This window comes from Streptococcus mitis, from assembly GCF_047459985.1.
GTDB lineage: Bacteria > Bacillota > Bacilli > Lactobacillales > Streptococcaceae > Streptococcus > Streptococcus mitis_DZ.
This window is the reverse complement of record NZ_JASHHD010000001.1, coordinates 1-17242: the sequence shown is the minus strand read 5'-3', so window position 1 is coordinate 17242 and position 17242 is coordinate 1. Positions and strand designations below refer to the sequence as shown.

At 40.4% G+C, this 17242-nt stretch carries 19 protein-coding genes; 15 read left to right on the top strand and 4 right to left on the bottom strand.

All coding sequences use genetic code 11. From position 1 onward, the window contains the following. Positions 1 to 51 precede the first annotated feature (51 nt). The 3 genes from spxB to manA all read left to right on the top strand — a co-directional run bounded on the left by spxB (position 52) and on the right by manA (position 3535). The gene (gene spxB / locus QM959_RS00095) at positions 52 to 1827 is read left to right on the top strand and encodes a pyruvate oxidase (RefSeq protein ID WP_414370598.1); all 1776 of its coding nucleotides are present in this window, start codon (positions 52 to 54) and stop codon (positions 1825 to 1827) included. 253 nt (positions 1828 to 2080) lie between these two features. After that, on the top strand, positions 2081 to 2428 hold the full coding sequence (locus QM959_RS00090) for a VOC family protein (RefSeq protein ID WP_414370596.1): 348 nt from the start codon (positions 2081 to 2083) through the stop codon (positions 2426 to 2428). Positions 2429 to 2590: 162 nt separating this feature from the next. Then, on the top strand, positions 2591 to 3535 hold the full coding sequence (gene manA / locus QM959_RS00085; RefSeq protein WP_414370594.1) for a mannose-6-phosphate isomerase, class I: 945 nt from the start codon (positions 2591 to 2593) through the stop codon (positions 3533 to 3535). A 40-nt stretch (positions 3536 to 3575) separates the two neighbouring features. Here manA and QM959_RS00080 read toward each other — a convergent pair whose 3' ends face one another. Continuing rightward, a complete protein-coding gene (locus QM959_RS00080; protein WP_414370592.1) occupies positions 3576 to 4916 on the bottom strand; it encodes a sodium-dependent transporter in 1341 nt (446 codons plus the stop codon). Between the two features lie 247 nt (positions 4917 to 5163). Here QM959_RS00080 and QM959_RS00075 point away from each other — a divergent pair, with 247 nt between their 5' ends. Continuing rightward, positions 5164 to 5904 (top strand): MerR family transcriptional regulator, encoded by a 741-nt coding sequence (locus tag QM959_RS00075; protein WP_414370590.1) that lies wholly within the window; start codon positions 5164 to 5166, stop codon positions 5902 to 5904. Positions 5905 to 5945: 41 nt separating this feature from the next. On the opposite strand, the gene QM959_RS00070 is transcribed toward QM959_RS00075, so the two are convergent. Both QM959_RS00070 and QM959_RS00065 read right to left on the bottom strand, forming a co-directional pair. Then, the gene (locus QM959_RS00070) at positions 5946 to 7121 is read right to left on the bottom strand and encodes an NAD(P)/FAD-dependent oxidoreductase (RefSeq protein ID WP_414370589.1); all 1176 of its coding nucleotides are present in this window, start codon (positions 7119 to 7121) and stop codon (positions 5946 to 5948) included. Positions 7122 to 7178: 57 nt separating this feature from the next. Beyond that, complete coding sequence (locus QM959_RS00065) at positions 7179 to 8024, bottom strand: DegV family protein (protein ID WP_414370588.1); 846 nt, start codon at positions 8022 to 8024, stop codon at positions 7179 to 7181. A 124-nt stretch (positions 8025 to 8148) separates the two neighbouring features. Between QM959_RS00065 and QM959_RS00060 the strand changes: the two genes are divergently transcribed. Together QM959_RS00060 and QM959_RS00055 are read left to right on the top strand one after the other, a co-directional pair. Next, the gene (locus QM959_RS00060; RefSeq protein ID WP_000004136.1) at positions 8149 to 8706 is read left to right on the top strand and encodes a TetR/AcrR family transcriptional regulator; all 558 of its coding nucleotides are present in this window, start codon (positions 8149 to 8151) and stop codon (positions 8704 to 8706) included. An 18-nt stretch (positions 8707 to 8724) separates the two neighbouring features. Continuing rightward, a complete protein-coding gene (locus QM959_RS00055; protein WP_000136973.1) occupies positions 8725 to 9192 on the top strand; it encodes a deoxycytidylate deaminase in 468 nt (155 codons plus the stop codon). A gap of 28 nt (positions 9193 to 9220) precedes the next feature. Here the strand turns inward: QM959_RS00055 and QM959_RS00050 are convergent, their stop codons facing one another. Beyond that, complete coding sequence (locus QM959_RS00050) at positions 9221 to 9427, bottom strand: hypothetical protein (protein ID WP_414370586.1); 207 nt, start codon at positions 9425 to 9427, stop codon at positions 9221 to 9223. 97 nt (positions 9428 to 9524) lie between these two features. On the opposite strand from QM959_RS00050, the gene upp reads away from it, so the two are divergent. The 9 genes from upp (at position 9525) to QM959_RS00005 (ending at position 17003) form a co-directional block, all read left to right on the top strand. After that, entirely contained in the window at positions 9525 to 10154 is a 630-nt protein-coding gene (upp, locus tag QM959_RS00045; protein WP_061454502.1) for a uracil phosphoribosyltransferase, read from the top strand. A 173-nt stretch (positions 10155 to 10327) separates the two neighbouring features. Beyond that, positions 10328 to 10918 carry an ATP-dependent Clp protease proteolytic subunit ClpP gene (gene clpP / locus QM959_RS00040; protein WP_000613475.1) on the top strand — a complete coding sequence of 197 codons (591 nt, stop codon included), beginning with the start codon at positions 10328 to 10330 and terminating at the stop codon, positions 10916 to 10918. Between the two features lie 78 nt (positions 10919 to 10996). After that, positions 10997 to 11263: a YlbG family protein gene (locus QM959_RS00035; RefSeq protein WP_247934491.1), complete on the top strand. Its 267-nt coding sequence runs from the start codon at positions 10997 to 10999 to the stop codon at positions 11261 to 11263. Positions 11264 to 11348: 85 nt separating this feature from the next. Further along, complete coding sequence (locus QM959_RS00030) at positions 11349 to 12509, top strand: ABC transporter substrate-binding protein (protein WP_414370584.1); 1161 nt, start codon at positions 11349 to 11351, stop codon at positions 12507 to 12509. Positions 12510 to 12626: 117 nt separating this feature from the next. After that, on the top strand, positions 12627 to 13496 hold the full coding sequence (locus QM959_RS00025; RefSeq protein ID WP_000941421.1) for a branched-chain amino acid ABC transporter permease: 870 nt from the start codon (positions 12627 to 12629) through the stop codon (positions 13494 to 13496). Between the two features lie 3 nt (positions 13497 to 13499). After that, entirely contained in the window at positions 13500 to 14456 is a 957-nt protein-coding gene (locus tag QM959_RS00020) for a branched-chain amino acid ABC transporter permease (protein WP_414370578.1), read from the top strand. Next, the gene (locus QM959_RS00015) at positions 14456 to 15220 is read left to right on the top strand and encodes an ABC transporter ATP-binding protein (protein ID WP_001185997.1); all 765 of its coding nucleotides are present in this window, start codon (positions 14456 to 14458) and stop codon (positions 15218 to 15220) included. The genes QM959_RS00020 and QM959_RS00015 overlap by 1 nt, the downstream gene beginning before the upstream one ends. Continuing rightward, positions 15220 to 15930, top strand: a complete 711-nt coding sequence (locus QM959_RS00010) for an ABC transporter ATP-binding protein (protein ID WP_000062219.1) — start codon at positions 15220 to 15222, stop codon at positions 15928 to 15930. The genes QM959_RS00015 and QM959_RS00010 overlap by 1 nt, the downstream gene beginning before the upstream one ends. Positions 15931 to 16346: 416 nt before the next feature. Continuing rightward, positions 16347 to 17003, top strand: coding sequence for a CBS domain-containing protein (locus QM959_RS00005; RefSeq protein WP_125456328.1), 657 nt, complete (start codon positions 16347 to 16349; stop codon positions 17001 to 17003). The last annotated feature ends 239 nt before the right edge of the window (positions 17004 to 17242 follow it).

Sequence of the window (17242 nt, the reverse complement as noted above, 5' to 3'; positions counted from 1 at the left end):
TATGAAACCTTTTTTAGTAGATTTAAAAATATTTGAAGGAGAGTTATCATTATGACTCAAGGGAAAATTACTGCATCTGCAGCAATGCTCAACGTATTGAAAACATGGGGCGTAGATACTATCTACGGTATCCCATCAGGAACACTTAGCTCACTTATGGACGCTTTGGCTGAAGACAAAGATATCCGTTTCTTGCAAGTTCGCCACGAAGAAACAGGTGCTCTTGCAGCGGTTATGCAAGCTAAATTTGGCGGTTCTATCGGTGTTGCAGTTGGTTCAGGTGGACCTGGTGCAACTCACTTGATCAACGGTGTTTACGATGCAGCTATGGATAACACTCCATTCCTTGCTATCCTTGGATCACGTCCAGTTAATGAATTGAACATGGATGCCTTCCAAGAGCTAAACCAAAACCCAATGTACAACGGTATCGCTGTATACAACAAACGTGTAGCTTACGCAGAACAATTACCAAAAGTAATCGACGAAGCTTGCCGTGCTGCCGTTTCTAAAAAAGGTCCAGCTGTCGTTGAAATTCCAGTAAACTTCGGTTTCCAAGAAATCGACGAAAACTCTTACTATGGATCAGGTTCATACGAGCGTTCATTTATCGCTCCTGCTTTGAACGAAGTTGAAATCGACAAAGCTGTTGAAATCTTGAACAATGCTGAACGTCCAGTTATCTATGCTGGTTACGGTGGTGTTAAAGCTGGTGAAGTGATTACTGAATTGTCACGTAAAATCAAAGCACCAATCATCACAACTGGTAAAAACTTCGAAGCTTTCGAATGGAACTACGAAGGTTTGACAGGTTCTGCTTACCGTGTTGGTTGGAAACCAGCCAACGAAGTAGTCTTCGAAGCAGACACAGTTCTTTTCCTTGGTTCAAACTTCCCATTTGCAGAAGTTTACGAAGCATTCAAGAACACTGAAAAATTCATCCAAGTAGATATCGACCCTTACAAACTTGGTAAACGTCATGCTCTTGACGCTTCAATCCTTGGTGATGCAGGTCAAGCAGCTAAAGCTATCCTTGATAAAGTAAACGCTGTTGAGTCTACTCCATGGTGGCGTGCAAACGTGAAGAACAACCAAAACTGGCGTGATTACATGAACAAACTCGAAGGTAAAACTGAGGGTGAATTGCAATTGTACCAAGTTTACAATGCAATTAACAAACATGCTGATCAAGACGCTATCTATTCAATCGACGTAGGTGACACTACTCAAACATCTACTCGTCACCTTCACATGACACCTAAGAACATGTGGCGTACATCTCCACTCTTTGCGACAATGGGTATTGCCCTTCCTGGTGGTATCGCTGCTAAGAAAGACAATCCAGATCGCCAAGTATGGAACATCATGGGTGACGGTGCATTCAACATGTGCTACCCAGACGTTATCACAAACGTTCAATACGACCTTCCAGTTATCAACGTTGTCTTCTCAAATGGTAAATATGCCTTCATCAAGGACAAATACGAAGACACAAACAAACACTTGTTTGGTTGTGACTTCCCTAATGCTGACTATGCGAAAATCGCTGAAGCGCAAGGTGCTGTAGGATTTACAGTTGACCGTATCGAAGACATCGATGCTGTTGTTGCAGAAGCTGTGAAACTCAATAAAGAAGGTAAAACTGTTGTGATCGATGCTCGCATCTCTCAACATCGTCCACTTCCAGTAGAAGTACTTGAATTGGATCCAAAACTTCACTCAGAAGAAGCTATCAAAGCCTTCAAGGAAAAATACGAAGCTGAAGAGCTTGTACCATTCCGTCTCTTCTTGGAAGAAGAAGGATTGCAATCACGAGCAATTAAATAATTCCTCTCGTCGAAAATCAAAGATAAATTTATAGACTTCTTTATTAGGTTACTGCCAACGATTCCATCATTGAAACCTTAATTTTCAATGATGGAATCTAGTGCGGAGCCTAGAAAAAGTCCCAAAGGATTTTTCGTAGTTTGATGAGCAAAGATTTGCCATCAAACTTGGTTCTGCCTTGTTTATTCTTTGATTTTCATAGAGAGAAACTTGAAAAGATCGGAGCAATCCGGTCTTTTTTAGAGGAGAGTAAATGAATTTAAATCAATTAGATATCATCGTTTCAAATATTCCTCAAGTCTGTGCCGACTTAGAGTGTATTTTGGATAAAAAAGCTGATTATGTTGACGACAATTTTGCTCAGTTTACGATTGGCAGTCACTGTCTCATGTTATCACAAAATCATTTGATTCCTTTGGAGGATTTTCAGTCAGGAATCATTCTTCACATTGAGATTGAGAATATAGAGCAGAACTACCAACGGTTGCAAGATCTTGGTATCCAGATTTTAAATGGCCCAGCTGTAACCGATTGGGGAACAGAGTCTTTATTAGTTAAAGGTCCTGCTGGTTTAGTACTTGATTTTTATCGTATGAAATAGGACATAGTGGAGTTTGATCGCCAACAAAAGTTACAGCATAAGAAGGGATTTATTCACTATTTTTATAAAATCTTCTCTCTACTTTATATAATAGGAAAAAGAGTTCAATTAGATGGAGCTTTTTGCTATAATGAGGGGAGAAAAATCAGACAGGAGATCAATATGTCAGAACCATTATTTTTACAATCAGTTATGCAAGAAAAAATTTGGGGTGGAACCAAGCTACGTGATGAGTTTGGCTACGACATCCCAAGTGAAAAAATCGGAGAATATTGGGCAATCTCAGCTCATCAAAATGGCGTTTCAAAGGTGGCTAATGGTCGTTTTGAGGGAACAGACCTAGCTACTTTGTATGCGGAACACCGTGAATTGTTTGGCAACCGTCCAGAACCTGTATTTCCACTTTTGACCAAAATTCTCGATGCCAACGACTGGCTCAGTGTGCAAGTTCACCCAGACGATGCATATGGACTCGAGCATGAAGGCGAACTTGGGAAAACAGAGTGCTGGTACATCATTGCAGCGGATGAAGGATCAGAGATTATCTACGGTCATAATGCCAAGTCAAAAGAAGAACTCCGTCAGCAAATCGAAGCTAAAGACTGGGATGGTCTATTAACAAAAGTTCCTGTCAAGGCTGGAGATTTTTTCTATGTACCAAGCGGAACCATGCACGCTATCGGTGCAGGTATCTTAATCCTTGAAACGCAACAGTCTAGCGATACCACCTACCGTGTCTATGACTTTGACCGCAAGGACGATAAAGGCAACTTGCGTGAACTTCACCTTGAAAAATCTATCGATGTCTTGAACATTGGTGAGCCTGCTAATAGCCGTCCTGTGACTGTCAAAGCAGATGATTTGCGTTCCACTCTCCTTGTATCCAATGATTTCTTCGCAGTTTACAAGTGGGAAATCGATGGAAAAGTTGACTTCGAAAAGACAGCTGACTACAGCTTGTTGAGTGTCTTAACTGGCCAAGGTCAACTGACTGTTGACGGAAAAAACTATCCGATCCAAAAAGGCAGCCACTTTATCCTACCAAGTGATGTTGAATCTTGGACCCTAGAAGGGCAAGGTTTGGAATTGATTGTTAGTCATCCATAAAAAAGAAAGGGCCTGAGTTCATTACTCAAGTCCTTTTTGATTACATAAATTGGGCGATAAAGACCACAATGATGATGATGGGGATGATGAAACGAAGAAGGAAGAGCCAGACTTGGAAAAGTCCCTGTTTCCATGCTGTTTCATCGAGATGGAGTTCCTCCAGGGCAAGAGCCTTTTTGAAGATGTAGCCTGTAAAGAGTGAAAGGCAGAGAGCTCCAAATGGCATGAGGAGATTGGAAACCAAGAAGTCCATAGCGTCAAAGAAGGTCTTCCCAAAGATGTGAACATCCGCCATGACACCGTAAGATAGGGCTGAAGGAATTCCAAAGACAAAGGTCAAGATTCCTAAAATCACACTCCACTTGGCACGTTTGCTGTTGTCCTGATTGGTGATATTCCCTACATTAATTTCCAGCATCACGACAGAAGAAGTGACCGTCGCAAAGAGGAAGAGCAAGAGGAAGAGGATGTAGAAAATGGTTCCAAAAGGCATCATGTCAAAGAGTTGAGGCAAGACGATAAAGAGTAAGCTTGGTCCTCCTTCAGACTGGATATTAAAGGCTGACATAGCTGGGAAAATAGCTAACCCTGCCATAATGGATACCGAGATATTCATGGCTACAATGGAAAGACCTGACTGGACTAGATTGGTTTTCTTATCCAAGTAAGAAGCATAGGTCAGCATGGCTGTAACTCCTAGTGAGAGGGCAAAGAAAGATTGTCCCAGAGCATAGAGGAGGCCAGCACTGGTTAGTTTTGAAAAGTCTGGTTTGAGGAAGTAGAGAACGCCTTCCATTGCATTTGGCAAACTGAGAGAGCGCCCGATGATGACAACAAAGATGATAAAGAGCAGGGGCATCATAACCTTAGATGCTCTTTCAATCCCTTTTTGAACCCCACGTGATACAATAAAGATATTCAACAGGATAAAGGCTGCTTGAGCTCCTAGGGCAATGACTGGATTTGAAATGATGGAAGAAAATAACTGAGCGTAATCACTAGTTACACCAAGCTGGAACAATTTTCCAAACTCAATACCCAAATAAACTAGAATCCATCCTCCAATAACACTGTAGAAAGATAAGAGGATAAAGAGGGCAAAGGCACCAATCCAACCGATAAAGTTATACTTGCTATTTTTGCCGAGTTTTCCAAAGGTTTTAATTCCAGAGACACCAGCGCTTCGGCCAAGGGCAAATTCAGCAAGGAGAAGTGGGAAACCGATTAAAATAGTGGAGATGAGAAAGACCAGTAAAAAGCCTCCACCACCATTAGCAGCAGTCATGTAGGGGAATTTCCAAACGGCACCAAGCCCGATGGCTGAACCAGCAGATGCTAGGATAAAGCCCAGTTTAGAACCCCATTGCGATTTTTCAGACATAGTTAAACTCCTAAAATTAGTGTTACAAAAGAAAAAGCCACTGCCCTTGGCAAATAGCCTTCTCAGTACTCAAACTGAGCGTTTCTTTTGATTGATAGACTTGACTATCCTATCATGTTTTCTAAGGTCTGTCAAGAAAACCATTTTCAAGCTTTCACACCTTCCTCAAAAAGTTTAAAAAATCTCACAAAAACGCTTGACTCTGACCTATGGGGAGGGGGTATACTATCAATGTAAGGAGGAAATCATGTATCATATAAAAGAAGCTGCGCAGCTTTCAGGTGTCTCTGTTAAGACCTTGCACCACTACGACAAGATAGGTCTTCTGGTCCCCTTAAAGTCAGAAAACGGCTATCGAATCTACAGTAAAGAAGATTTGGAACGCCTTCAGGTCATTCTGTACTACAAATATCTAGGTTTTTCTTTAGAAAAAATAGCAGAGCTACTAAAGGAAGATAGATCAGATTTGTTACCTCACTTGACCAGACAGTTGGACTATTTGACTCGAGAAAGGCAACATCTGGATAGCTTGATTTCCACCTTGCAAAAAACCATTCAAGAACAAAAAGGAGAAAGAGAAATGAGCATTCAAGAAAAATTCGCAGGATTTAACTACCAAGACCATCAAAAATACCACCAAGAAGCGGTAGAAAAATATGGTCAAGAAGTCATGGATCAAGCTCTCGAACGCCAAAAAGGTCACGAAGATGAAGCTACGGCTGCTTTCAACCAAGTTTTTCGAACTTTGGCACAAAATCTTCAAGCTGGTTTACCTGCAACAGCAACTGAAAACCAAGAGCAAGCAGCCAAGCTCTTGCAAGCCATCCGTACTTATGGATTTGATTGTTCTGTTGAGGTATTCGGTCATATCGGCAAAGGATATGTCTATAACCCTGAGTTTAAAGCAAATATTGACAAATTTAGACCAGGAACCGCCCAGTACACATCAGATGTCATTGCCCACTATGTCCAAACTCAGACAAAATAAAATCGGAGGAGTATTCTTCCGATTTTTCTACTATAGAGTTTTTAATCATAATGTAGACTTCCTGCCACCCAGCCAGTACAGAGGGCAGAAGTGATGTTAAAGCCACCTGTGTGGGCATTGATGTCCATGACTTCGCCTGCAAAGTGGAGTCCGGGTACCAGCTTACTTTCCAGAGTTTTAGGATTGATTTCCTTGAGACTAACTCCACCCTTGGTAACAAAGGATTTGGCAAGGGACATTTTGCCAGTCACAGGGATTTTGAGGGCCTTGATAGACTGGATAAGTTGTTCTCGTTCCTTTTCAGTCAGTTGTTTGACTTTTTCAGGATAGCCTTGCACAAAAAATTCTGCCAAGCGTTCTGGAAGCAACATTTTTAAAGCATTTTTCAAGGATTTTTCACGGTTTTCTTCGAGAAATACAACCAAGTCCTTTTCAGAAAGTTGAGGCAAAACATCCAGTGAGAGAATTTCCCCACCCTTGACAAAACTAGACATACGCAGAGCAGCAGGGCCAGACAAACCAAAGTGGGTAAAGAGCAGATCATGAGTGATGATATGCTTGCCATAACTTAGTGTCACATCGTCCAGAGAAATTCCTTGAAGCGCTTTGTGTGGAAAATCCGTCAATAATGGACTTTCAGCAGCCTCAAGTTCGGTAATGGTATGCTTAAAATGACGGGCAATCTCATGTCCAAAACCAGTCGAACCAGTGGAAGGATAGGATTTTCCGCCAGTTGTGACAATGAGTTTCTCACAAGTGAAGGTTTGGTCAGCTGACTTAAGGACAAACTGGTCATCTACCTTTTTAACCGAAACAACTTCTGTTTGAGTAAGAACTTGGCCACCTAGCTCAGTGATTTTCTTTTCCAAGGCCTCGATAATGGTTCGTGATTTGTCGCTGGCCGGAAAGACACGGCCATGGTCTTCTACTTTAAGTTTAACACCATTTTCTGTAAAGAAGTTAATAATATCATGGTTATCAAACTGGGAAAAGACACTGTATAGAAAGCGACCATTTCCAGGGATTCCAGCTAGTAGGTCATCTAGAGTTCCGTTGTTAGTTACATTGCAGCGTCCTCCACCAGTCCCAGCTAATTTTTTTCCAAGTTTCCGATTTTTTTCGATGAGGAGGGTTTTCTGTCCATAAAAGCTACTGGAAATCGTAGCCATCATACCGGCAGGTCCCCCACCGATGATAATAGTATCAAAATGTTTCATAGCTCTATTGTACCACAAAAAAACAAGAGATGAAGTCACCTCTTGTCAAGAATGCAATTAATCAATTTCATATCCCATCAGCAAACCACCATCTTCTGCATAGAAACTACAGAGACCAGAAGTTGGTAGAATTTTGATATCCGCATGTGGGAAGGTTTCGCGGATTCGGTCTGAGAGCTGTTGACAACATTTTTCGTTATTGCGTTGGGCCATGACAATACGCCCACCAGCATATCCAGCTTTTATCAACTCATCATAGGCTGCCTGAATTGATTTCTTTGGTCCTCTTGCTTTTTGTAGCAATTCGAGAGTTCCAGTTTCACTAGCTTCTCCGACCATACGGATGTTGAGAAGACCAACGACTGTACCGATAAGCTTGCTCAAACGGCCGTTTTTAACCAAGTTATCGACTTTAGCTAGGACAAAGAGCAACTTAGTTTTTTCTTGATAAGCTGTGATAGCTTCAACCACTTCATCAAAAGATAAGCCCTGGTCAATCAAGTCATTTAATTTTTCTACGAGCAAGTCAACTTCCCCACCAGCAGACAAACTATCAATCACATGAATCTTAGTATCAGGATGATCTTCCAGATAGATATTCTTGGCCAGTTGAGCACTATTGTGACTGCCAGAAAGAGTACCGGTGATGGTTACTAAGAAAATGTTTTTGGCTCCTTCAAATGCTCGTAAATAATCATCTGGGCTTGGACAAGCTGATTTTGAAGCTTCTGCAGTTGCATACATGGTTTCCATCATTTGGTCAATATCAAGACTGGCATCATCAATAAAGACCTGATCAGCTACTTGAATGGTTAAGGGAACACTTACAAATGTCGTGTCAATAGCTGGTGTTGGCAGTTGACGATAATCACAACCAGAGTCAGCAATAATCTTCCAAGTCATAGAAATTCTCCATCTTTGTCAGTTATACATTGACAAAGGTTCTGTCTTTTTTTACAATTATATCATGAAAACCCTTGAAACAAAAGCCTCATCCGTCTGTTGTGACAAGTAGAAAGAAAATGTTATGTCTGAACGTAGAATCTCTGAAAAATCTCTTGAAAATCTAAGAAAATCAAACCAAGAATCCAACTTATTAACCAGAGAAGCCATAGAAACAGCCCTCTTGCAGCTCTTGGAAAAAAAGGACTTGACCAAGATTAGTATTTCTGAATTGGTCAAACGGGCAGGCGTTTCGCGTGCGGCCTTTTATCGTAATTATGATTCCAAAGAGGAGATTTTAGAGAGCGTCTTTAAACGAACTGTCCACAATATCATGGAACAGTTGCATCATTATGATTTAAAAACAGATCTTTATCTGGTCTGGGTTCATCTTTTCCGGGAGGCAAGGAAGGAAGCCAGAGTGATTCAACTAGCCTTGGATTACCATCTGGAAAAAATCTTTGTCCAAGCTATGCAGGAGTTTCTGGAAAAATACCATGGAAAATCAAAAGGTGTCAGCTCTTATCTGCATTCCTTCTGGAGCTCGGCCATCGTCTCAGTCCTCCTAAAATGGATCAAGGATGGTATGAAGGTGCCTGCTGAAAAGATTGCAGATTTACGGTTACCATTTTTTAAAAAATAGAGAAAAAGGAGAAAAGATATGACTGAAAAAAGACTAGCCTGGGATGAGTATTTTGCAGCCCAAGCCCTACTAATTGCCAATCGTTCCACTTGTAAACGTGCCAAAGTGGGCGCGATTCTGGTAAAGGATAATAAGGTTATTTCAACCGGTTATAATGGTTCGGTATCAGGGACTGAGCATTGTATTGACCACGAATGTCTGGTCATTGAAGGTCATTGTGTTCGCACTCTTCACGCCGAGGTTAATGCCATTCTACAAGGTGCAGAACGTGGTGTTCCCAAAGGTTTTACAGCCTATGTGACGCACTTTCCATGTCTAAACTGTACAAAACAATTGCTTCAGGTCGGTTGCAAGCGCGTGGTTTATATCAACCAGTACCGAATGGACGACTATGCCCAATACCTTTACCAAGAAAAGGGAACAGAATTGACCCATTTACCACTTGAGACAGTACAGGCCGCTCTTAAAGAGGCAGATTTAATGTAATACTCTTCTAAAATCTCTTCAAACTACGTCAGAGTCGCCTTACTGTTGATATATGGTTACTGACTTGGTCAGTCTTGTTTACAACCTCAAAACAGTGTTTTGAGCTGACTTCGTCAGTCTTATCTACAACCTCAAAGCAGTGTTTTGAGCTGACTTCGTCAGTCTTATCTACAACCTCAAAGCAGTGCTTTGAGCAGCCTGCGGCTAGCTTCCTAGTTTGCTCTTTGATTTTCATTGAGTATAAAAATTATCAAAAATAAATGGTTCAGAAAGATTTTTAAACCATTTTTTGGTATAATAAGAAGAATAAATTGAAAGAAGGAATTCCAAAAATGGGAAAAATTGAAGTTATTAATCACCCACTGATTCAACACAAATTGTCAATCTTGCGTCGTACAGATACTTCTACAAAAGCTTTCCGTGAGCTAGTAAATGAGATTGCAATGTTGATGGGGTATGAAGTACTTCGTGATCTTCCACTAGAAGATGTAGAAATCGAAACACCAATTACAAAAACAGTTCAAAAACAATTGGCAGGTAAGAAATTGGCCATTGTTCCAATCTTGCGCGCAGGTATCGGGATGGTTGATGGACTCTTGAGCTTGGTTCCAGCTGCTAAAGTTGGTCACATCGGTATGTACCGTGATGAAGAAACACTTCAACCAGTTGAGTACTTGGTAAAATTGCCTGAAGATATCGACCAACGTCAAATTTTTGTAGTGGATCCAATGTTGGCAACAGGTGGCTCAGCAATTTTGGCCGTTGACTCACTTAAAAAACGTGGTGCATCAAATATTAAATTTGTCTGCCTTGTATCTGCACCAGAAGGTGTCAAAGCCCTACAAGAAGCTCATCCAGATGTAGAAATCTTTACAGCAGCCTTGGATGAACGCTTGAACGAACACGGTTATATCGTTCCAGGTCTTGGAGATGCTGGAGATCGCTTGTTCGGTACGAAATAAGATCGAAAAGAAGAATGACTTGGAAAAGAATTTCCAGTCACGAAAGGAGGTTAAATTTTTGTTTCTGTCTAATGAAAACAGAGCAAAAATTTGACCTTTTTTGACCAAGATATTATAATAGTCTTATCTTCAGTCATTTGACCAACAAAATTAAAATTCAAAAGGAGAAATAAATGATTCCTGTAGTTATTGAACAAACAAGCCGTGGAGAACGTTCATACGATATTTACTCACGTCTTTTAAAAGACCGCATCATTATGCTGACAGGTCCAGTTGAAGACAATATGGCTAACTCTGTTATTGCTCAGTTGCTCTTCTTGGATGCTCAAGATAGTACAAAAGATATTTACCTTTATGTCAATACACCTGGTGGTTCTGTTTCAGCTGGTTTGGCAATCGTTGATACCATGAACTTTATTAAGGCAGATGTCCAAACCATCGTTATGGGAATGGCTGCATCTATGGGAACAGTCATCGCATCAAGTGGAGCCAAAGGCAAACGTTTCATGCTTCCAAATGCAGAGTATATGATTCACCAACCAATGGGTGGTACAGGTGGTGGTACTCAACAAACCGATATGGCGATCGCTGCAGAACACTTGCTCAAAACTCGTAATACCTTGGAAAAAATCTTGGCTGAAAATTCAGGTCAGTCAATCGAAAAAGTCCATGCGGATGCAGAACGTGATAACTGGATGAGTGCCCAAGAAACACTTGAATATGGCTTCATTGATGAAATCATGGCCAACAATTCATTGAACTAATGATTAAAGAAGGCAAACTCGACTGGGTTTGCTTTTTTTGGTATAATAGGGAGAGATTTCTTAGAAAGAGGATTTATCATGTTTGAAAAAGTCAATCGATCTGGCTTGATTATCTATCTTTACTATAATCGTGATGCAAAAAAACTGCAGGATTATGGAGATATTACCTATCATTCCAAGAAACATCGTTACTTACAACTCTATGTTCCAACTCAAGAAGTGGAGCAATTGGTCGGGCGCTTGAGCAAGGAAAGATTTATCAAAAAAGTTAGAGTTTGTCATATCCAAGAATTGGAAACACCCTTTGTGGGCAATCTTTATAGAGAGGAAAACGCAATCATTTAAAAAATACAAAAAAAGTGTTGACAATTTTCTGATAATTCGGTATATTCTTAACATGCTATTTATTTAAGAAATAAGGAGATAAAAAATGAAGAAAAAATTTGCCCTATCGTTTGTGGCGCTTGCAAGTGTAGCACTTCTTGCAGCCTGTGGAGAAGTGAAATCTGGAGCGTCAAACGCTGCTGGTAACTCAGTAGATGAAAAGACAATCAAAATCGGATTTAACTTCGAGGAAACTGGTGCCGTAGCAGCCTACGGTACATCTGAACAAAAAGGTGCCCAACTTGCCGTTGATGAAATCAATGCCGCAGGTGGTATCGATGGAAAAAAAATCGAAGTAGTTGATAAAGATAACAAGTCTGAAACTGCTGAGGCGGCTTCAGTAACAACTAACCTTGTAACTCAATCTAAAGTATCAGCAATCGTAGGACCTGCGACATCTGGTGCAACTGCAGCTGCGGTAGCTAATGCTACAAAAGCAGGTGTTCCATTGATTTCACCAAGTGCGACTCAAGATGGATTGACTAAAGGTCAAGATTACCTCTTTATCGGAACTTTCCAAGATAGCTTCCAAGGAAAGATTATCGCAAACTATGTTTCTGAAAAATTAAACGCTAAGAAAGTTGTTCTTTACACTGACAATGCCAGTGACTATGCTAAAGGTATTGCCAAAGCTTTCCGTGAAGCTTACAAAGGCGAAATCGTTGCAGATGAAACTTTCGTAGCAGGTGACACAGACTTCCAAGCAGCTTTGACAAAAATCAAAGATAAAGACTTTGATGCGATCGTATTACCAGGTTACTACACTGAAGCTGGTAAAATTGTAAACCAAGCGCGTGGTATGGGAATTGACAAACCAATCGTTGGTGGTGATGGATTCAACGGTGAAGAGTTTGTGCAACAAGCAACTCCTGAAAAAGCATCAAACATCTACTTTATCTCAGGCTTCTCAACTACTGTAGAAGTTTCACCTAAAGCAAAAGCCTTCCTTGAAGCTTACCGTGCAAAGTATAACGAAGATCCTTCAACATTTGCAGCTCTTGCTTATGACTCAGTTTACCTTGTAGCAAACGCAGCAAAAGGTGCTAAAAACTCAGGTGAGATCAAGGACAACCTTGCTAAAACAAAAGACTTTGAAGGTGTAACTGGTCAAACAAGCTTCGATGCAGACCACAACACAGTCAAAACTGCTTACATGATGACCATGAACAATGGTAAGGTTGAAGCAGCAGAAGTTGTAAAACCATAATAGAAAAATATTGAAATAGGGAATGAGCCTCTGACTCACTCCCTGTTTCGATGTTTAAGAACCTATCAAAAAGTGAGGGACGCCCCTCTAAGATTATAAATAGAAAGAGTGAATCTTATGCTCCAACAACTCGTAAATGGTTTGATTCTAGGTAGTGTTTACGCACTGTTAGCCCTAGGATATACCATGGTTTACGGAATTATCAAGCTCATCAACTTCGCCCACGGTGATATTTATATGATGGGAGCCTTTATTGGTTATTTCTTGATTAATTCTTTCCAAATGAATTTCTTTGTAGCGCTAATTGTAGCTATGCTAGCGACAGCCATCCTTGGTGTCGTGATTGAGTTCCTTGCTTACCGACCTTTGCGCCACTCAACTCGTATTGCTGTTTTGATTACAGCTATTGGGGTTTCCTTCCTACTTGAGTATGGAATGGTCTATCTGGTTGGTGCCAATACTCGTGCTTTTCCTCAAGCGATTCAAACAGTTCGATATGATTTGGGACCAATTAGCCTAACAAATGTGCAGTTAATGATTTTGGCCATTTCCTTGATTTTGATGATTTTATTACAAGTCATTGTCCAAAAGACTAAGATGGGGAAAGCCATGCGTGCAGTATCCGTAGATAGCGATGCAGCACAATTGATGGGGATCAATGTAAACCGTACTATCAGCTTTACCTTTGCTTTGGGTTCAGCTCTTGCGGGTGCAGCTGGTGTTCTGATTGCCCTCTATTATAACTCTCTTGAGCCTTTAATGGGGGTTACTCCAGGTCTTAAGTCTTTCGTTGCCGCTGTACTTGGTGGTATCGGAATTATTCCTGGCGCGGCTCTTGGTGGCTTTGTGATTGGTCTATTGGAAACCTTTGCGACAGCCTTTGGAATGTCAGACTTCCGTGATGCCATTGTTTATGGAATCTTATTGTTGATCTTGATTGTCCGACCAGCTGGTATTCTTGGTAAAAATGTGAAAGAGAAGGTGTAAACGATGAAAGAAAATTTAAAAGTTAATATTCTATGGTTACTCCTTTTGCTAGCTGGCTATGGCTTGATTAGTGTATTGGTTTCAGTTGGAGTACTCAATCTATTCTATGTACAGATTTTACAACAAATTGGAATTAATATTATTCTGGCTGTTGGTCTTAACCTAATTGTTGGTTTTTCAGGACAATTCTCACTTGGGCATGCTGGTTTCATGGCGATTGGTGCCTATGCTGCTGCTATTATTGGTTCTAAATCACCAACTTACGGTGCCTTCTTTGTAGCCATGCTTGTAGGGGCCTTACTTTCAGGAGCAGTTGCCTTGCTTGTCGGAATTCCAACCTTGCGCTTGAAGGGTGACTATCTTGCGGTAGCGACTCTTGGTGTTTCTGAAATTATCCGTATCTTTATCATCAATGGTGGAAGTCTTACAAACGGTGCGGCAGGTATCTTGGGAATTCCTAATTTTACAACTTGGCAAATGGTTTACTTCTTTGTCGTAATTACAACTATTGCAACCTTGAACTTCTTGCGTAGTCCAATTGGGCGTTCAACCCTTTCTGTTCGTGAGGATGAAATCGCTGCTGAGTCAGTTGGGGTTAATACGACTAAAATTAAAATCATCGCCTTTGTCTTTGGTGCTATTACTGCAAGTATTGCAGGATCACTTCAGGCAGGGTTTATCGGTTCAGTTGTACCGAAAGATTATACTTTCATCAACTCAATCAACGTTTTGATCATTGTTGTATTTGGAGGCCTTGGTTCAATTACAGGTGCCATTGTTTCGGCTATTGTTCTTGGAATTTTGAATATGCTTCTCCAAGATGTTGCTAGCGTTCGTATGATTATTTACGCTTTGGCCTTGGTATTGGTAATGATTTTCAGACCAGGTGGACTCCTTGGAACATGGGAATTGAGCCTATCACGTTTCTTTAAAAAATCTAAGAAGGAGGAACAAAACTAATGGCATTACTTGAAGTAAAACAGTTAACCAAACATTTTGGCGGTCTAACAGCTGTTGGAGATGTGACTCTTGAATTGAACGAAGGGGAATTGGTTGGATTAATTGGTCCAAACGGAGCTGGGAAAACCACTCTTTTCAACCTTTTGACCGGTGTTTATGAACCAAGTGAGGGAACAGTTACCCTAGATGGTCACCTTTTGAATGGAAAGTCACCTTATAAGATTGCCTCTTTAGGACTTGGACGTACTTTCCAAAATATTCGTCTCTTTAAAGATTTAACAGTTTTGGACAATGTTTTGATTGCTTTTGGCAACCATCACAAACAACATGTTTTTGCTAGTTTTTTACGCTTACCAGCTTTTTATAAGAGTGAAAAAGAATTAAAGGCTAAAGCTTTGGAGTTGCTGAAAATCTTTGATTTAGATGGTGATGCAGAGACTCTTGCTAAAAACCTTGCCTACGGACAGCAACGTCGTTTGGAAATTGTTCGTGCCCTTGCTACGGAACCTAAAATTCTCTTTTTAGATGAACCAGCAGCAGGTATGAACCCACAGGAAACAGCTGAATTGACTGAGTTAATTCGTCGTATCAAAGATGAATTTAAGATTACAATCATGTTGATTGAGCACGATATGAATCTGGTCATGGAAGTAACAGAACGTATCTACGTACTTGAATATGGTCGTTTAATTGCTCAAGGAACTCCAGACGAAATTAAGACCAATAAACGCGTTATCGAAGCTTATCTAGGAGGTGAAGCCTAATGTCTATGTTAAAAGTTGAAAATCTTTCTGTGCATTACGGTATGATCCAAGCAGTCCGTGATGTAAGCTTTGAAGTGAATGAAGGAGAAGTAGTTTCCCTTATAGGTGCCAATGGTGCAGGTAAGACAACCATTCTCCGTACCTTGTCTGGTTTGGTTAGACCGAGTTCAGGAAAGATTGAATTTTTAGGTCAAGAAATCCAAAAAATGCCAGCTCAGAAGATTGTAGCAGGTGGTCTTTCACAAGTACCAGAAGGACGCCACGTCTTCCCTGGTTTGACTGTTATGGAAAATCTTGAAATGGGAGCTTTCTTAAAGAAAAATCGTGAAGAGAATCAAGCTAACTTGAAGAAGGTTTTCTCACGCTTTCCTCGTCTTGAAGAACGGAAGAACCAAGATGCAGCAACTCTTTCAGGTGGTGAGCAACAAATGCTTGCTATGGGTCGTGCCCTCATGTCAACACCTAAACTCCTTCTTTTAGACGAACCATCAATGGGACTTGCCCCAATCTTTATCCAAGAGATTTTTGATATCATTCAAGATATCCAGAAACAAGGGACAACTGTCCTCTTGATTGAACAAAACGCTAATAAAGCACTCGCAATCTCTGACCGAGGCTATGTACTGGAAACAGGAAAAATCGTCCTATCAGGAACAGGAAAAGAACTCGCCTCATCAGAAGAAGTCAGAAAAGCATATCTGGGTGGCTAAAACAATCCAGTGGATTGTTTTAGCCGGCAGATGGAGATTGCAAAGCAATCTTCGCATAGTCCGAGGGACTTTTTTAGTCGGTAGATAAAGATTACTCAAGTAATCTTCAGACAGTCTGGGAGACTAGTTTAGGTTGCAGATGGAGATTACGAAGTAATCATCATTACGGTTCTGTGGACCTTTTTAGTCGGCAGATGGAGATTGCAAACAAATTTGCATCTACATTGAAAGCTTAATTTCTAATAATTGAAAAAATCGAATGAAAGGTATCTTACCTTCATTCACGGAGCTCGATTTCAGAGCTCTTTTTGCTAGCTTATTCATACTTTTCTGAATTTTGAAAAAGAAATGTAAGCGTTTGATAGATTTACAAAAAGATTGTATAATAGGGATAAGAATAGAAAAGGAGAAGTCTCATGGCAGTTAAAGATTTTATGACCCGCAAGGTAGTGTATATTAGTCCAGATACAACAGTATCTCATGCAGCAGATTTGATGAGAGAGCAAGGGTTGCACCGCTTGCCTGTTATCGAAAATGATCAATTGGTTGGTTTGGTAACTGAGGGAACCATTGCACAAGCTAGTCCATCAAAAGCAACAAGTCTTTCTATCTATGAGATGAACTATCTTCTAAATAAGACCAAAGTAAAAGATGTCATGATTCGTGACGTTGTTACTGTTTCAGGTTATGCTAGTCTAGAAGATGCAACTTATCTGATGTTAAAGAACAAGATTGGTATTCTTCCTGTCGTAGATAACCATCAAGTCTATGGTGTTATTACAGACCGTGACGTTTTCCAAGCCTTTCTTGAAATTGCTGGTTACGGTGAAGAAGGAATTCGTGTGCGCTTTGTTACGGAGAATGAAGTTGGTGTACTCGGAAAGATTGTTTCTTTGATTGTAGAAGAAAATTTGAATATTTCCCATACAGTTAATATTCCACGAAAAGATGGTAAGGTGATTATCGAAGTTCAAATTGATGGTTCAGTTGATTTGTCATCCTTAAAGCAAAAATTTGAATCAGAGAATATTCAAGTCGAAGAAATCACTCGTACTTCAGCAAAAGTCTTGTAAGAAGGGAAGCCGAAAGGCTTCAGATTGAAGACAAAGTCCTTAGAACACAAGTTTCTAAGGGCTTTTCTTTGTGTAAAGTCGTATAATAGAGGTAAGAAGAGTTGTGAGGTAATCCCTATGTTTCACAAAGAAAAACCTGATTATAATCGTAAGCAATATGGTTTCTATACAATAGACGAATTGGTCCCAAAAGATCACTTTCTTCGACAAGTTGATTCAAAAGTTGATTTTGACTTTAT

Excerpts from the sequence above, each read along its gene's own strand:
- spxB (WP_414370598.1), top strand. The coding sequence starts at position 52 with ATGACTCAAGGGAAAATTACTGCATCTGCAGCAATGCTCAACGTATTG.
- QM959_RS00090 (WP_414370596.1), top strand. The coding sequence starts at position 2,081 with ATGAATTTAAATCAATTAGATATCATCGTTTCAAATATTCCTCAAGTC.
- manA (WP_414370594.1), top strand. The coding sequence starts at position 2,591 with ATGTCAGAACCATTATTTTTACAATCAGTTATGCAAGAAAAAATTTGG.
- QM959_RS00080 (WP_414370592.1), bottom strand. The coding sequence starts at position 4,916 with ATGTCTGAAAAATCGCAATGGGGTTCTAAACTGGGCTTTATCCTAGCA.
- QM959_RS00075 (WP_414370590.1), top strand. The coding sequence starts at position 5,164 with ATGTATCATATAAAAGAAGCTGCGCAGCTTTCAGGTGTCTCTGTTAAG.
- QM959_RS00070 (WP_414370589.1), bottom strand. The coding sequence starts at position 7,121 with ATGAAACATTTTGATACTATTATCATCGGTGGGGGACCTGCCGGTATG.
- QM959_RS00065 (WP_414370588.1), bottom strand. The coding sequence starts at position 8,024 with ATGACTTGGAAGATTATTGCTGACTCTGGTTGTGATTATCGTCAACTG.
- QM959_RS00060 (WP_000004136.1), top strand. The coding sequence starts at position 8,149 with ATGTCTGAACGTAGAATCTCTGAAAAATCTCTTGAAAATCTAAGAAAA.
- QM959_RS00055 (WP_000136973.1), top strand. The coding sequence starts at position 8,725 with ATGACTGAAAAAAGACTAGCCTGGGATGAGTATTTTGCAGCCCAAGCC.
- QM959_RS00050 (WP_414370586.1), bottom strand. The coding sequence starts at position 9,427 with ATGAAAATCAAAGAGCAAACTAGGAAGCTAGCCGCAGGCTGCTCAAAG.
- upp (WP_061454502.1), top strand. The coding sequence starts at position 9,525 with ATGGGAAAAATTGAAGTTATTAATCACCCACTGATTCAACACAAATTG.
- clpP (WP_000613475.1), top strand. The coding sequence starts at position 10,328 with ATGATTCCTGTAGTTATTGAACAAACAAGCCGTGGAGAACGTTCATAC.
- QM959_RS00035 (WP_247934491.1), top strand. The coding sequence starts at position 10,997 with ATGTTTGAAAAAGTCAATCGATCTGGCTTGATTATCTATCTTTACTAT.
- QM959_RS00030 (WP_414370584.1), top strand. The coding sequence starts at position 11,349 with ATGAAGAAAAAATTTGCCCTATCGTTTGTGGCGCTTGCAAGTGTAGCA.
- QM959_RS00025 (WP_000941421.1), top strand. The coding sequence starts at position 12,627 with ATGCTCCAACAACTCGTAAATGGTTTGATTCTAGGTAGTGTTTACGCA.
- QM959_RS00020 (WP_414370578.1), top strand. The coding sequence starts at position 13,500 with ATGAAAGAAAATTTAAAAGTTAATATTCTATGGTTACTCCTTTTGCTA.
- QM959_RS00015 (WP_001185997.1), top strand. The coding sequence starts at position 14,456 with ATGGCATTACTTGAAGTAAAACAGTTAACCAAACATTTTGGCGGTCTA.
- QM959_RS00010 (WP_000062219.1), top strand. The coding sequence starts at position 15,220 with ATGTCTATGTTAAAAGTTGAAAATCTTTCTGTGCATTACGGTATGATC.
- QM959_RS00005 (WP_125456328.1), top strand. The coding sequence starts at position 16,347 with ATGGCAGTTAAAGATTTTATGACCCGCAAGGTAGTGTATATTAGTCCA.